This window comes from Streptomyces sp. NPDC000878, assembly GCF_053599695.1.
Window position 1 is genome coordinate 16,882 of record NZ_JBSFMT010000025.1, and the last position, 15,071, is coordinate 31,952.

General features: G+C 70.3%; 10 protein-coding genes and 1 pseudogene. 5 read left to right on the top strand and 6 right to left on the bottom strand.

All coding sequences use genetic code 11. The annotated features are described in order from the left end of the window. Positions 1–39 precede the first annotated feature (39 nt). From ACWDR4_RS22630 to ACWDR4_RS22640, 3 genes are read right to left on the bottom strand one after another with little or no spacing between them, the layout of a single operon-like run. Complete coding sequence (locus ACWDR4_RS22630; RefSeq protein ID WP_450410980.1) at positions 40–2,040, bottom strand: ABC transporter ATP-binding protein; 2,001 nt, start codon at positions 2,038–2,040, stop codon at positions 40–42. Further along, entirely contained in the window at positions 2,037–4,064 is a 2,028-nt protein-coding gene (locus tag ACWDR4_RS22635) for an ABC transporter ATP-binding protein (protein WP_450410982.1), read from the bottom strand. The genes ACWDR4_RS22630 and ACWDR4_RS22635 overlap by 4 nt, the downstream gene beginning before the upstream one ends. A gap of 19 nt (positions 4,065–4,083) precedes the next feature. Next, positions 4,084–5,913 carry a zinc ribbon domain-containing protein gene (locus tag ACWDR4_RS22640; protein ID WP_450410984.1) on the bottom strand — a complete coding sequence of 610 codons (1,830 nt, stop codon included), beginning with the start codon at positions 5,911–5,913 and terminating at the stop codon, positions 4,084–4,086. A gap of 369 nt (positions 5,914–6,282) precedes the next feature. Here ACWDR4_RS22640 and ACWDR4_RS22645 point away from each other — a divergent pair. Then, positions 6,283–6,444 (top strand): annotated as a pseudogene (locus ACWDR4_RS22645) (response regulator transcription factor); the annotation flags it as partial. A 21-nt stretch (positions 6,445–6,465) separates the two neighbouring features. Here the strand turns inward: ACWDR4_RS22645 and ACWDR4_RS22650 are convergent. After that, a complete protein-coding gene (locus ACWDR4_RS22650) occupies positions 6,466–7,881 on the bottom strand; it encodes a sulfatase family protein (RefSeq protein ID WP_450410986.1) in 1,416 nt (471 codons plus the stop codon). Between the two features lie 79 nt (positions 7,882–7,960). Further along, positions 7,961–8,062 (bottom strand): putative leader peptide, encoded by a 102-nt coding sequence (locus tag ACWDR4_RS22655; protein WP_450410988.1) that lies wholly within the window; start codon positions 8,060–8,062, stop codon positions 7,961–7,963. Between the two features lie 153 nt (positions 8,063–8,215). Here ACWDR4_RS22655 and ACWDR4_RS22660 point away from each other — a divergent pair, with 153 nt between their 5' ends. Next, complete coding sequence (locus ACWDR4_RS22660) at positions 8,216–8,836, top strand: GNAT family N-acetyltransferase (protein ID WP_450410990.1); 621 nt, start codon at positions 8,216–8,218, stop codon at positions 8,834–8,836. A 10-nt stretch (positions 8,837–8,846) separates the two neighbouring features. Continuing rightward, positions 8,847–9,695, top strand: coding sequence for an alpha/beta fold hydrolase (locus ACWDR4_RS22665; RefSeq protein ID WP_450410992.1), 849 nt, complete (start codon positions 8,847–8,849; stop codon positions 9,693–9,695). Between the two features lie 146 nt (positions 9,696–9,841). On the opposite strand, the gene glgX is transcribed toward ACWDR4_RS22665, so the two are convergent. Beyond that, positions 9,842–12,148 (bottom strand): glycogen debranching protein GlgX, encoded by a 2,307-nt coding sequence (gene glgX, locus ACWDR4_RS22670; RefSeq protein ID WP_450410994.1) that lies wholly within the window; start codon positions 12,146–12,148, stop codon positions 9,842–9,844. A gap of 163 nt (positions 12,149–12,311) precedes the next feature. Here glgX and ACWDR4_RS22675 point away from each other — a divergent pair, with 163 nt between their 5' ends. Both ACWDR4_RS22675 and ACWDR4_RS22680 read left to right on the top strand, forming a co-directional pair. Further along, positions 12,312–13,553, top strand: coding sequence for an Ig-like domain-containing protein (locus ACWDR4_RS22675; RefSeq protein WP_450410996.1), 1,242 nt, complete (start codon positions 12,312–12,314; stop codon positions 13,551–13,553). A gap of 169 nt (positions 13,554–13,722) precedes the next feature. Beyond that, entirely contained in the window at positions 13,723–14,937 is a 1,215-nt protein-coding gene (locus ACWDR4_RS22680) for a L,D-transpeptidase (RefSeq protein ID WP_450410998.1), read from the top strand. Positions 14,938–15,071 lie beyond the last annotated feature (134 nt).

Sequence of the window (15,071 nt, forward strand, 5' to 3'; positions counted from 1 at the left end):
CTTGTGGCTGGCGAATACTCGTACTCGCGGCTCACGAACTCATGCCAGGCTGTCCCGCCAGGCCCGGTGCAGATCCGCGAACCGGCCCGTACCGGCGATGAGTTCGGCCGGGGGTCCGTCCTCGACGACCCGCCCGTGCTCCATCACCAGCACCCGGTCCGCGATCTCCACGGTCGACAGCCGGTGCGCGATGACCACGGCCGTACGTCCGTTCAGCACCGTCGACATCGCGCGCTGCACGGCCCGTTCACCCGGGATGTCCAGCGAGCTGGTCGCCTCGTCGAGGATCAGCACCGCCGGATCGGCGAGCAACGCCCGCGCGAACGCGACCAGTTGACGCTGCCCGGCGGAGATACGGCCACCGCGCTTGCGTACGTCCGTGTCGTACCCCTCGGGCAGCGCGCTGATGAAGTCATGGGCGCCGATGGCCTTCGCGGCCTGCTCGATCTCCTCGCGCTCGGCGTCCGGGCGGCCTATGGCGATGTTGTCGGCGACGCTCCCGGAGAACAGGAAGGCCTCCTGCGTCACCATCACGACCCCGCGCCGCAGCTCCGCGTTGGCGAGGTCCCGCAGATCGACGTCGTCGAGGAGGATCCGCCCCTCGGTGGGGTCGTAGAAGCGGGCGAGCAGCTTGGCCAGGGTGGACTTGCCCGCGCCGGTCGAGCCGACGACCGCGACGGTCTGCCCGGCCGGGAGGGTGAGGTCGAAGCGGGGCAGCACCTCGCCGCCGGTGCGGTACGTGAACCGGACGTCGTCGAAGACGACCTCGCGACCCGGGTGCGCGGACTCCCGTACCGGAAGCTGCCGTGGTGTCGACGGCTCCGGGACGGAGGGGGTCTGGGCGAGCAGCCCGGAGATCTTCTCCAGGGAGGCGGTGGCCGACTGGTAGGAGTTGAGGAACATGCCGAGCCGGTCGATGGGGTCGTACAGCCGGCGCAGATACAGCACGGCGGCGGCCAGGACGCCCAGTTCGAGGGAGTCGTCCGCGACCCGGTGGGCGCCCCACAGCACCATCGCCGCGACAGCGGTGTTGGCGACGACCCGGGAGGTGACGACGTAACGGGCCATCTCCAGCAGCGCGTCGCCGTTCCTGCGCTCGTGCCGCTTGTTGAGGACCGCGAACTCCGCGTCGTTGACGGCCTCGCGGCGGAACGCGCGCACCGGCCGGATGCCGTTCATCGTCTCGACGAACTTGACGATGACGGTGGCGATGGCGGTGGACCGCAGCCCGTACACGCGGGCGGCCCGGCGTCGGTAGGAGCGGATGAGGAGGGACAGGGGCACGAAGGACGCGACGGCGAGCGCGCCGAGGCCGAAGTCCAGCCAGAGCAGGACGGCCGAGATGTAGGCGAACGACAGGGCGACGGTGACGAGTTCCTGGAGCCCGTCGTTCAGCAGCTCGCGCAGCGACTCCACGTCCGCGGTGGAACGGGAGATCAGCCGGCCCGAGGTGTAGCGCTCATGGAAGTCGAGGCTGAGCGCCTGCGCGTGCCGGAAGATGCGCCCGCGCAGATCGAGCAGCGCGTCCTGGCTGACCCGGGCGGCGGACCCGATGAACCAGTACTGGAGCCCGCCCGAGGCCACCGCGCACAGCAGATAGCCGACCCCGACGGCGATCAGCGGCCCGTTGTCGTGGTCACGGAAGGCCGGCACGGCACTGTCGATGGCGTACGCGACGAGCAGCGGGCCCGCCTGGACTGCCGCCTGCTGGAGCAGCAGGAGCACGGCGGTGAGGGCGACCCGGCCCTTCATCGGGGCGAGGAGGGAGCGCAGCAGGCCGGCGGTGGCGCCCTTGGGGGTGGGGAGGTCGTCCTGGTCGAAGGGGTCGTTGGAGGCGGGGAGTCGGGGAGCGGGGGGATCGGAGGTGGGGGCTGCCTCGGTGCCCGGGTCGGAGGCCTTGGAGGTCCCGGGAGCCTTGGAGGTCCCGGAGGTCCCGGAGGTCCCGGAGGTCCCGGAGGTCCCGGAAGTGCCGGAAGTCCCGGGGTTCTCGGGGGGCTGTTCGTCGTCGGGGGTCGGCGCGGTCGTCGTGGGCGCCGTCATCGGGCGGCCTCCTCGAAACTGTCGGTGCTGGCGGTGCCTTCGGTCCTGTCGCTGCCGCCGGTGCCGTGTGCGGTGTCGCCCCGGTCGGTCTCCTCGTCCGTGCCGGCCATCAGCCAGGCGTACTCGGCGTTCGTCCGCAGGAGTTCGTGGTGGGTACCTACGGCGGCGACCCGGCCGCCGGAGAGCAGGGCGACCCGGTCGGCGAGCAGGACCGTGGACGGGCGGTGCGCCACGATCAGGGCCGTGGTGTCGGCGAGGACCCGGCGCAGCGCGGCCTCGACGGCGGCCTCCGTGTGCACGTCCAGCGCGGACAGGGGGTCGTCGAGGACAAGGAATCTGGGCTTGCCCACGACCGCCCGGGCCAGCGCCAGCCGCTGCCGCTGGCCGCCGGACAGGCTGAGGCCCTGCTCGCCGACCTGGGTGTCGGTGCCCTGCGGAAGGGAGTGCACGAAATCGGCCTGTGCGACGGAGAGCGCGTGCCGCAGCTCGGCCTCGCCCGCCTCGTCCCCGGCGCCCATGAGGACGTTCTCGCCGACGCTCGCCGAGAAGAGGGTGGGTTCCTCGAAGGCGACGGCGACGAGGGCGCGCAGCGCTTCTCTGGGCAGGGCGGAGATGTCGTGCCCGTCGAGGGTGATACGCCCCGAGGTCACCTCGTGCAGCCGGGGGACGAGCGCCGTCAGTGTCGTCTTGCCGCTGCCTGTCGTACCGACGAGGGCCATGGACTCGCCGGGGCGGATGTGGAGGTCGACACGGTCGAGGACGGGAGGGGAGTCGGCGGGGGCGTCGGGATAACGGAAGGTGACGTCGTGGAACCGGAGGCCGCGGCTTGCGTCGGCTGCGTCGGCACTTCCGGCCCCGACGGTCCCGTCGGCCGCAGCGGGGGCACTGGGCGTGTCGGATGCGCCCGGACGTGGCGGCAGGGCTCCGCCGGTGCGTAGTTTGTCGGCTGCGGGCCCGGTGGGGGCTGGTCGCGCAGTTCCCCGCGCCCCTTCGGGGGCGCCGCCCCCCTCCGGCTCCTCGTCCATCACCTCGAAGTAGCGTTCCGTGGCTGTGGCTGCGTCCTGGCTCATTGCGAGGAGGAAGCCGATGGAGTCCACGGGCCAGCGGAGGGCGAGGGCCGTCGACAGGAAGGCGACCAGGGTGCCGGCCGACAGGTCGCCGTCGGCGACCTGCACGGTCCCCAGTACCAGCGCCGCCCCGATCGCCAGCTCCGGCAGTGTGACGATCACCGCCCAGATCGACGACAGCAGCCGGGCCTTGTGGAGTTCGGTCCCGCGCAGTGTCCGCGCCAGTTCGCGGAACGCCCGCGCCTGGCTCCGGTGCCGGCCGAAGCCCTTGATGACGCGGATGCCGAGCACGCTCTCCTCGACGACCGTCGTCAGGTCGCCCACCTGGTCCTGGGCGCGCCGGGCCACGAGGTGGTAGCGCCGTTCGAAGACGATGCACACGACCAGTACGGGGATTGCGGGCCCCAGGATCACCAGCCCGAGCGACCAGTCCTGGACCAGCATGATGATCACGCCGACCAGGATCGTCACCGCGTTGACCAGCAGGAACGTCAGCGGGAAGGCGAGGAACATGCGCAGCAGCATCAGGTCGGAGGTCGCCCGGGACAGCAGCTGTCCGGACGGCCAGCGGTCGTGGAAGGCGACCGGCAGCCGCTGGAGCCGCTGGTACAGATCCGCCCGCATCGCCGCCTCGACCCCGGCCAGCGGCCGGGCCACCAGCCACCGCCGCAGCCCGAACAGCAGCGCCTCACCGAGCCCGAGCAGCAGCAGCCACAGCGCCCCCCACCACACACCCCGGGAGTCCCGGTCGGCGATCGGACCGTCCACCATCCACTTCAGGACGAGCGGGATCACCAGCCCCATGCACGACGCGAGGACGGCGACGAACGCGGCGCTGAACAGCCGTACACGCACCGGCCGTACATACGGCCACAGGCGCAGCAGAGTGCGTACGGCGGAACGGCCGCGGGTGTTTGCGGTTTCGGGTTCCTTGGCGTTTGCACGTGTCGTCGACATCAAGGGCGAGCGTCTCTAATCAACTTGGTGATCCTGTGCCAGACGTAGTGTCTGGTTCGAGGGTGTGTTCCCATCGTGGAGCGGTGGCGTGGGAGTGCAGGTGGAATCCCGCGCCCAGTGGTGCTCCTCGCGGCATGTGCCGGTTGGTGGGTGTGCTGATTGTTGTCACGTCCTGGTGCCGGTTGGCTGCGCGGGGCAGCCGGTGCCGGTCCGTTGGTGCGTGTCCCTCCGGACGCTTGCCCGCCGGTCCCGTGGGGCTGGTGGGGGAGGGTGCCCTGCGTCGCCTGGGCGCGGGGCGTGTGGTTCGGTGCCGGGTGGGGCCGGTCTTGGACCGGTTGTTCCGACTGGTCTTCTTGGTCTTGGGTGTGGTCGGGGTGATGACTGCGCCCGCTTCGAGCTTGTCCACGACCGTACGGATCACCATGGCACCGCTGGTGGAGTCGGTGACGGTTTTGGTCTGGCGGGTGAGGCCTCGGGCGGCGATGCGCTGCCAGGCTCCCTGGTCACGGTCGCCCTGCCAGTGGCAGGAGGGGCAGCTGGCCCATTTCCAGCCGGGCGTGGTGGGCCGGTCGGGTGCCTTGCGGTGCCGCAGCGGGACCAGACACCGGGGGCAGTGCCCAGAGGTGTTGCGGGCCGGGACGGTGACGACGGCGATGCCCGTTTCGGCGGCGAGGTGCCGCATGCGGTCCACGATTGTGCCGCGTACCTGCTGGGAGAGGCGGGTGTTGTGAGTGCGGCCCATTCCCCGGGCTTCCAGCGACCGCAGGTCCTCGACGTAGATGACGCTCGCCCCGGCAGCGATGGCCTGGTCCACGGCCCAGCGGGCGGCGGCCCGTGCCAGGGCGTCGTTGAGGTTCGAGCGGCGGTTGCTGACGTGCCGGATCTCCGTGGTCAGGGTCTCGTGTCTGGTGGCCAGTACATGCTGCCCGTCGCCTTCGGTGAGCCGCTGGTAGTGGTCGGCCTTGGCGTGCAGGTACTCGCTCGCGCGGCGCAGTCGGTGCTGTTTCGCCAGCACACCGGCGGCCCGGAACTGGGCACCGGAGCCGAGGGCGGTGATCCGGCCGTCGTCGTGCAGTCGGGCGGCCCCTGCGGACAGCAGAGTGTTCAGGCCCCAGTCCACCCCCAGGGCGACGGTGTGTCCGGTCCGGGCGGTCTTGGGAACGGGGTGGCTGTAGGCGAGATCGGCATGGACGCGGCCCTGGCCGATGCGCAGGGTGGGCAGGTGCAGCACCGCGCCCGCGGGAACCGTCGGCGGCAGCTTGATGGGGCAGGCCACCCACGTCCCGTCCCGGTAGGACCGCGGATCGGGACGGGTGGGCAGCTGGAGGCGCAACAGGGCCCGGTGCTGATCACTCTCATGCCGTTCGATGGTGGCCTGCTGCCCGTCACACGCGGACAGGAGCAGCATGCGCGCCGCGCGGGGAACGGCCTCCACCTCGAACACGTCAGCTGGCATCCGGCCGTGTTTCCTGGCGAAGGCGGCGATCTGCGGGGTGCGGGAGGCGATGACACTGGATGGCAGATACCTCCCGTCGGGCACCGCCGCACGCACCGCGTCCCAATCGTCCGCGCTCCGCCTGGCCGGGTCGGCGGGCCACGTGCCCAGGACCCCGGCGGTCAGGTCGGCACGCCACTTCGCCGAACGCAGCACCCGCCCCGCCTGTTCCTGGGCCATCCGCACGATCCGGTCATTGACCTGAACGCCCTCCGGCGGTGCGGTGGTCCAGCCCAGGCGGCGGAGCGCCATCCACGCATTCGACGGCAGCGCCCTCCCGCCTGCGTCCTCACCCGAGGCCAGCACATCCACATCAGTGCCGTTCCAGTGCCCGGCCAGCAGACCAGCGCTCATGCCGGACACCAGGGCGGCACACCAGCCGACCCGATCCGCCAGCACCACGGCAGGCAGAAGTACACCACTCCGCTCATCCACACCGGTACGCAGCACACCACGGGCACAAGCAATCCGGACGGTCTCACCCACGGCGAGCGCCACCTTCCGCCCCATCGCCCGTCCTCCCCGCCCTGCCGATGCTGTCATCCGATCAACGACACCCCACACGAAAGGTCACCTATTCGACCTACGAACTCACATCCGGCACGCACGGAGATCGAACACCTGGGTGACAACACACAAAGAATCGCTACGGATACCCAAGGAACTATGTGAGCCTACGGGCCGCCACTGACAGTGCCTATCGAGTTTTTGGCGCTGCAACAGGCTCTGGTGGCCAAAGGCATGTCGAACCGGGAGATCGCCCGCGTCCTGTTCATCAGCGAGGCCACGGTGAAAACCCATCTCACCCACCTGTACGGCAAGTTGGGCGTGAAGGACCGCGCGGCGGCGGTGGCGACGGCGTACCAGCGGGGAATTCTCGGCTGAGCCTGCCGGGTCGGACAGGGCCTAACTCGGGTACGGCAGAAGTCCGTTCGCGATCGTCTCCCACGCACCCTTCAGCTCGGCGAGCAACTCGGGCCGGTCCGGGGCGAGATCGGCCTGTTCGCGGGAGTCGGCGGCCAGGTTGTACAGATGATCGGTCTTCGCGGCGTCCTGGTAGTACTTCCAATCGCCGCGCCGCAGCGCCCGATTGGCCCGCACCCGCCAGAACAGGTCCCGCTCGGGCAGCTCCTCGTCCCGCAGCAGATACCCGGCGAGGCTGTGGCCGTCCAGCGGATAGGCCGGATCGGGCCGGGCACTGGCCAGCTCCAGGAAGGTCGCCGTCCAGTCGGGGGAGAAGTTCGGTACGTGGCTGACCTGGCGTCCGTCGATCCCGGCGGGCCAGCGCACGATGGTCGGCACCCGGATGCCGCCCTCCTGGAGCACGAACTTCTCACCGCTCAGCGGCCACAGGTACGACCAGCGCTCACCGCCGTTGTCGCTGGCGAAGTACACCAGCGTGTTCTCCTCCTGCCCCGAGCGGCGCAGGGCGGCGAGCACCTCACCGACGGCCGCGTCCAGGCTCTGCACCATCTGCGTGTACTTCTCGACGGAGCCGCCGTCGTAGTGGTTGAGGGCGTTGCTGATCTCGGCCTGGCTCTTGGCGGCCCGGATCTTCGCGGCGATCTCGGCGCCGGTCTCCTCGTCGCCCTCGGCGAGCCAGGGCCAGTGCGGAGTGGTGAAGTTGAGGTTGAGCAGCCAGGGCTGGTCGCCGTGGTCCCGGCCGACGTACTCGACGGCCCGCTCGGTCAGCACCTCGGTGTAGTAGCGCAGGTCCTGGTAGGTCGCGTCGCCCTCGTACAGGTCGTAGTCGCCGAGCTGGCCGAGCTTGGAGAAGTACTCCAGCACACCCCCGTGATTGCCGAAGAACTCGTCCCACCCGGACTTGGTGGGGCTGTAGTCGGGCAGCCAGCCGCAGTGCCACTTGCCGATGAGCGCGGTGGAGTAGCCGGCCTTCTTCAACAGGGAGGCCAGGGTGGGGTGTTCAGGGTTGAGCCCCTGCGTCCTGTTGGCGATCGGCTCGGCGAGCCCGCCCGGCGTACGCCCCGGATAGCGCCCGGTGTAGAGGCTAAACCGGGTCGGTGAGCAGGTCGCCGACCCGGAGTAGGAGTCGGTGAACCGCACCCCCTGCCGGGCGAGCCGGTCCAGGTGGGGCGTCTTGATGTGCGGGGCGCCGTAGGAGGAGAGGTCGGCCCAGCCGAGGTCGTCGCCGAGGATGACGAGGAGGTTGGGACGCCGTCTGCCGTGCTGTCCGGCGGTACGGGCCTGGAACGGGCGCTCGGCGGGGGCGGCAGCGGCAGGAGTCGTACCGGCGGCGGCAACGGCGGTGACGGCACCGCCACCGACGAGACCACCGAACGTACGACGGGATATTTCGGGCATGCGGGGGTTCCTTAGGGCAGAGGGGGCCCGCGAAGGGGACACCTAAGGGAGGGAGAAGAGGAGCGGTGAGACCGTGGGCTCAGCGACAGATGGCGCTGGACTGCCGGCACAGGTCGACATGACGCCGTTCCACGAGCGCGATGCGCGCGCGGCGGGGACCGGCGGAGTTCCTCATGGTCATGGACGGTGCCAGGGGGACGACAGAGGCGTCAAGAAGGTGTCCACGTACCGGAACCCGGGCGGAATTCGGGCGACAGGACCCAACGACTCTGGAACGCTGCGGAACCGGGTCGGCGTCGGCCTGGACCTGGACCTGGACCTTGATGGGAGATCGATGGGTTTCACGCTGGACGGACCGGTTCTTGAAGGCTCGCTCGTACGCCTGGAGCCACTGGACCACCGGCACGCGGCGGACCTGGCCGCCGCGGCGGAGGAGAACCGCAGCTCGTACCGGTTCACCTGGGTGCCTCCGGCGGCCGAGGTCGGCGACTTCATCGACGCCCAGCACGCCCGGGCCGCCGCGGGGTCGCTGGCTCCGTACGCGCAGGTGGACCGGGGGTCGGGGCGCGCGGTGGGAGCCACCGCCTACTGGGAACCGCGGCTCTGGCCGGACGGCGACAGGCTGTGCGCGATCGAGGTCGGCTACACCTGGCTCGCGGCCTCGGCGCAGGGCACCGGGCTGAACACCGAGGCCAAGTACCTGCTGTTCCGGCACGCGTTCGAGACCTGGCACGTGGCCCGCGTCGACCTCAAGACGGACGCCCGCAACGACCGTTCACGGGCCGCGATCGCAAAGACGGGCGCGCACTTCGAGGGCGTACTGCGGAGCTGGTCCCCCTCATGGGTACCGGGCGAGGAGGGCAGGCTCCGCGACTCCGCGATGTTCTCGATCACGGCGGAGGAGTGGCCGGACCGCCGGGCGGGCCTGGAACGACGGCTGGGCCTCCGGGTCTAGCGTGGCATTCATGACCGATCACGAGAAGCTCGTCGGGATCAACGACGTCGAGCTGTGCGTCGAGACCTTCGGAGACCCCGCGAACCCGGCGATCCTGCTCATCGACGGCGCGACCGCCTCGATGCTGTGGTGGGAGACCGAGCTGTGCGAACGGATCGCGCACGGCGACCGCTTCGTGATCCGCTACGACAACCGTGACACCGGCCGGTCCACCAGCTATCCGCCCGGGCGGCCGGGCTACACGTACACCGACCTGGCCGGGGACGCGCTCGGCATCCTGGACGCCCTGGACGTCGAGCGCGCCCACATCGTCTGCCGGTCGATGTCCGGCGGAATCGGTCTCGTCATCGGGGTGGACCACCCCGACCGGGTGGCATCGCTGACGTTCGTCTCCACGTCCACGGGCGAGGACGACCTCCCGCCACCGTCCGACGAGCTGACCGGAGGCATCCCCGCCGACCCGGACCCGGCAGATCCCGGCGCGGTGGTGGACTACGTCGTCGCGTCGGTGAAGGCGTACTCGGGCGGCTCGCCCTACTTCGACGAGCGGACCACGCGCGCGCTGGTCGAGCGGGACGTGGCCCGCACGCGCGACATCGCGGCCACCCTCGTCAACCACTACGCGATGTCCTTCGACGGATCGTCCCGCGACTTCGCCTCCCTCCAGGCGCCGACCCTGGTGGTCCACGGCGACCACGACCCGGTCTTCCCGCTCCCACACGGACACGCGCTGCGCGACGCGGTCCCCGGCGCGACCCTCCTGATCCTGAAAGGAGCAGGCCACGACCTGCCGAAGCCCCTGTGGGACGTGTTCGTCCCGGCCCTGCTCCACCACACCGCGGCAGGCCGACACCGGTGACGAGAGGGGACGCACACTTCCGCGCTGTCAACGGGCGCCAGCCCCACCCACTCAGGGGCGCGGGGAACTGCGCGACCAGCCACAACGCACCCGCACCCGAAAACGCACCGCACCCGCACCCACCCCCTCCCGCGCCGATTCCCCCCTCACCCCACCACCCGCAACAACACCACAGCCCGCCCCGCCACCCTGATCTCCTCACCCGCCCGGTACTCCACCCCCGGCGCCTCCCCCTGCTCCTCCCGCGACGTGTCGACGACCACCTCGTACCGTCCCGCCCAAGGCGCCCCCGGCAGCGCGAAGTTCGTCGGGCGGTCGCCCGCGTGCAGGATCGCCAGGAAGCTGTCGTCGATGATCGGGGCGCCCCGGGCGTCGCGGCCCGGGATGTCTCGGCCCGACAGATACATGCCCAGGGTCGCCGCCGGCGCGTACCAGTCCCGTTCCGTCATCTCCGTACCCCCGGCGGTGAACCACGCCAAGTCCCGCAGCCCGTCCGCCGAATGGGCCCGGCCGGAGAAGAACGCCCGGCGGCGGAGTACGGGGTGCCGGTGGCGCAACTCGATGAGGCGGGCGGTGAGTTCGGTGAGCGCCCGCCAGCCCGGGTCCTCCAGCAGGCTCCAGTCCACCCAGCTGATCTCGTTGTCCTGGCAGTACGCGTTGTTGTTGCCCCCTTGTGTACGGCCCAGTTCGTCGCCCGCGACCAGCATCGGAACGCCCGTCGACAGCAGCAGAGTTGTCAGCAGGTTGCGCAGTTGGCGGCGGCGCAGCGCCTGTACGCGCTCGTCGTCCGTCTCTCCCTCCGCGCCGCAGTTCCACGCGCGGTTGTCGTCCGTGCCGTCCCGATTGCCCTCGCCGTTGGCCTCGTTGTGCTTGCGCTCGTACGACACCAGGTCCCGCAGCGTGAAACCGTCGTGCGCGGTGACGAAGTTGACCGAGGCGTAGGGGCGTCGGCCGCCCCATGCGTACAGGTCACTTGAGCCCGACAACCGGTATCCCAGGTCCCGTACGTCCGGCAGCGCGCCCCGCCAGAAGTCGCGTACCGCGTTGCGATAGCGGTCGTTCCACTCCGTCCAGAGCGGGGGGAACGCGCCTACCTGGTAGCCGCCCGAGCCGACGTCCCACGGCTCCGCGATCAGCTTCACCCGGCGCAGCACCGGGTCCTGCGCGATCACCGCCAGGAACGGGGACAGCATGTCGACGTCGTGCATCGAGCGGGCCAGGGCCGCCGCCAGGTCGAAGCGGAAGCCGTCCACCCCCATCTCCGTCACCCAGTAGCGCAACGAGTCCGTGATCAGGCGCAGTACGTGCGGCTGGACCACGTGCAGCGTGTTTCCGCAGCCCGTGTAGTCCGTGTAGCGGCGCGCGTCGCTCTGCAGGCGGTAGTAGCCCCTGTTGTCGATGCCCCGCAGGGAGAGGGTCGGGCCCCTCTCGTCCGCCTCCGCCGTGTGGTTGTAGACCACGTCGAGGATGACCTCGATGCCCGCCGCGTGCAGCGCGCGCACCATGCGCTTGAACTCGCCGACCTGCTGGCCCGCCGTACCCGTCGCCGCGTACCCCGCGTGCGGGGCGAAGTAGCCGATCGAGTTGTAGCCCCAGTAGTTCTTCGTGCCCCGGCGCAGCAGGTGGTCCTCGTGCGCGAACTGGTGTACTGGCAGCAGCTCCACCGCTGTTACGCCCAGCCGTACCAGGTGTTCTATCGCCGCCGGGTGCGCCAGGCCCGCGTACGTGCCCCGCAGCTCCTCCGGGATGTCCGGGTGCAGCTTCGTGAACCCCTTGACGTGGACCTCGTAGATCACCGAGTCCGCCCACGGCGTCTTCGGGCGGCGGTCGTCCTCCCACTCGTCGTCGGTGGTGTCGTCGTGGACGACGACACCCTTCGGGACGTACGGCGCCGAGTCGCGGTCGTCGCGCACGGTGTCCGTGACCTGCTGCTGGGGCCAGTCGCGGACATGCCCGTACACCTCGGGCGGCAGGTCGAAGTCGCCGTCCACCGCACGCGCGTACGGGTCCAGGAGCAGCTTCGCCGGGTTCCAGCGGGCGCCGGTCCAGGGGTCCCAGCGGCCGTGTACGCGGTAGCCGTAGCGCTGGCCCGGCATGACCCCGGGCACGAAGCCGTGCCAGATCTCGTGCGTCAGTTCGGTGAGGGGGACGCGGGTCTCCACCTCGCCGCCGCCCCCGTGCCCCTCTTCCCCCTCCTCCACCTCGCCGAACAGACACAGCTCCACCGACTCCGCCCCGCCCGCCCACAGCGCGAAGTTGGTGCCCGACACCCCGTCCGGGCCCGTGCGGAAACGTGCGCCCAGTGGCATCGGGGTTCCCGGCCACACGGGTACGGCGGGCAGCGCGGCGCGTGGTGCGCCGTTCAGCACGGTGTCGGGCAATACGGCGGCGGGGTGCCTCTCCTCGACGGCGCGCTGTTTCGCCACCGCCTTCTCCTCGGCTGCGCTGGACACCTCTCCGCCTCCTGCGACTCGTGGAACGAGTGGAACGAAGCACGTACAGGGGCCGCGGCGTCCCGGCTGCGGCGCCCTGTCGCGTCGTTCTCCCCCCCTGTTCTGCCCAGCGCATGGCTCGCACTCACGTTTCCCCAGGGCGGGCCGCGTCGTTGGGTCCTGCGTGAGGCACGTAACTGGGCGCGCTCGGCGCGCGAGGGCCGGGCTGGCCGCCGTACTGACATGGGCAGGACTGCTGGCCGGAGCCGCCGGCTGCACTTCGGAGGGGGTGGGCGGGACGGACTCGATGTTCGGGAAACCCCGGGCGCCGGAGGACGTGATCCGCGTCTCCCCGGACGACGGCAGCCGTGCCGTGCGCCCCGACCATCCCCTTCTCGTACGGGTGCCCAGCGGGCGCCTGGAGTCGGTGGAGGTCGTCAGGGCGCAGGACGCGCAGGAGTCGGAGGTGGCCGGACGGATCTCCGACGACGGGCTGTCCTGGCGGCCCGACGACGCGCGGCTCGCGCTGGCCGCCAGGTACACGGTCGACGTCGTGGCGCTCGATGCCCACGGACGCCGTTCGGCCCGGCACACGACCTTCACCACGTACGTGCCCGATGAGCGGTTCATCGGATACGTCACCCCCGAGAACCGCGCCACCGTCGGCACCGGAATGATCGTGTCGCTGGAGTTCAACCGGGAACTGAAGAACCGCGCGGCCGTCGAACGCGCCGTCCGCGTCACCGCGGAACCCGCCGTCGAGATCCGCCCGCACTGGTTCGGCGCCGACCGCCTCGACTTCCGCCCGGAGGAGTACTGGGCCCCGGGCACCAAGGTCACCGTCGAGCTGGGGCTGCGGGACGTCGAGGGGGCGCCGGGGGTGTACGGGATCCAGCACAAGACGTTCACCTTCACCGTCGGCCGCAGCCAGGTCTCCCTGGTCGACGCCGCCGCGCACACCATGCAGGTACGGCGCGACGGCGAGCTGCTCGCCACGGTGCCGATCACGGCGGGGGCGCCCAGGACCACCACGTACAACGGGAAAATGGTGGTCACCGAGATGCTGGAGCTGACCCGGATGAACGGCGCCACGGTCGGCTTCACGAAGAAGGACGGCAAGGGGGAGTACGACATCCCCGACGTGCCGCACGCGATGCGCCTGACCACCTCCGGCACCTTCCTGCACGGCAACTACTGGGCGCCGGACGCCTTCGGCAACACCAACGTCAGCCACGGCTGCGTCGGGCTGCGGGATGTGAAGGGCGGCAGTTCGGACAGTCCGGCGGGCTGGTTCTTCGACCGGAGTCTCATCGGTGACGTCGTCGAGGTCGTCCACAGCAAGGACAAGGAAGTCGCTCCCGACAACGGGCTCGGCGGATGGAACATGGGCTGGAAGGAGTGGAAAGCGGGCGGCGCCGTGAAGTAGCGGTCACTGAATCGACGTAAACAGTCGGGTCCGACAATCCGATGATGTTGGAACGGAACAGTGACATTTCAGGGCCGCCGGGGGGTGTGACCTTGTGGTTAATATGCGCCGGGGTGCGCGGGACGCGCCGGGGAAGTGGGCCTGACCAGGCCACGGGAGGGGAGAAAGCTTGAACGCGCGACCAATATCGGGGGTAACGGGGGCACTGCTCACGGGAGTTCTGCTCGTCGCCGTCACCGCGTGCAGCGGAGGCGGCGACTCGGGCTCCGGGGCCGACGACGCCAAGCCGAACGGCAAGGAAACCTCCACCGCGCAGACCCAGCAGTCACAGGCCGTCGTCACCATCGCGCCCAAGGACGGCGCCAAGTCCGTGGACACCAACGGCGCCCTCACCGTCAGCGCCGCCAAGGGCAAACTGACCGAGGTCAAGGTCGAGGACGCCAAGGGCAGCCCGGTCGCGGGCGCGCTGACCGCCGGTGACACCAAGTGGGCGCCCGCGGCACATCTCGCCGCGTCGACCACGTACAAGGTGCACGTGGTGGCGAAGGACGCCGAGGGGCGTACGGCGGCGGAGGAGTCCTCCTTCACCACCCTCACCCCGAAGAACACGTTCGTCGGGACGTTCACGCCCGAGGACGGTTCCAAGGTCGGTGTGGGCATGCCGTTCTCGATCCGCTTCACCCGGGGCATCACACACCCCGAGGACGTCGAGAAGGCGATCACCGTCAAGACCGAACCGGCCGTCGACGTCGAGGGCCACTGGTTCGGCAACGACCGCCTCGACTTCCGCCCGGAGAAATACTGGAAGCCGGGTACGAAGGTCACGGTCTCCCTCGCCCTCGACGGCGTCGAGGGACGCCCGGGCGTCTACGGCAAGCAGGCCAAGCAGGTCTCCTTCACCATCGGCCGCAGCCAGGTCTCCACGGTCGACGTCAAGACCAAGACGATGGTCGTACGACGGGACGGCAAGGTCATCAAGACCATCCCCGTCACCACCGGCGCGCCCGGCTACGAGACCTGGAACGGCCAGATGGTCATCACAGAGCGCCTCGAAGTGACCCGGATGAACGGCGAGACGGTCGGCTACGGCGGCGAGTACGACATCAAGGACGTGCCGCACGCCCAGCGCCTGACCACCTCAGGCACCTTCATCCACGGCAACTACTGGGGCGGCGACGCCTTCGGCAACTACAACGCCAGCCACGGCTGCATCGGCCTGCGGGACGTGCGCGGCGGCTACGACGGCAAGATCGCGGCGGCCTGGTTCTTCAACCGGTCGATGATCGGCGACGTGGTGATCGTGAAGAACTCCAACGACCGGATCGTCGACCCGGACAACGGGCTCAACGCCTGGAACATGTCCTGGGAGAAGTGGAAGGCGTAGCGCCCAGTTACGTTCTTGACGGGCCCGGTGTGACTGACAGCACCGGGCCCGTTGTCGTTAGTCCCCGTGCTGTGTCTGCCTGGGGGACAACCCCCAGACCCCCGGCCGAGTGTGACCGACCGCACCGACCCTGT

Bases quoted from the DNA above. Each gene is read 5' to 3' on its own strand.
- ACWDR4_RS22635 (WP_450410982.1), bottom strand. From the start codon at position 4,064: ATGTCGACGACACGTGCAAACGCCAAGGAACCCGAAACCGCAAACACC.
- ACWDR4_RS22650 (WP_450410986.1), bottom strand. From the start codon at position 7,881: ATGCCCGAAATATCCCGTCGTACGTTCGGTGGTCTCGTCGGTGGCGGT.
- ACWDR4_RS22640 (WP_450410984.1), bottom strand. From the start codon at position 5,913: ATGAGCGCTGGTCTGCTGGCCGGGCACTGGAACGGCACTGATGTGGAT.
- ACWDR4_RS22665 (WP_450410992.1), top strand. From the start codon at position 8,847: ATGACCGATCACGAGAAGCTCGTCGGGATCAACGACGTCGAGCTGTGC.
- ACWDR4_RS22630 (WP_450410980.1), bottom strand. From the start codon at position 2,040: ATGACGGCGCCCACGACGACCGCGCCGACCCCCGACGACGAACAGCCC.
- ACWDR4_RS22655 (WP_450410988.1), bottom strand. From the start codon at position 8,062: ATGACCATGAGGAACTCCGCCGGTCCCCGCCGCGCGCGCATCGCGCTC.
- ACWDR4_RS22660 (WP_450410990.1), top strand. From the start codon at position 8,216: ATGGGTTTCACGCTGGACGGACCGGTTCTTGAAGGCTCGCTCGTACGC.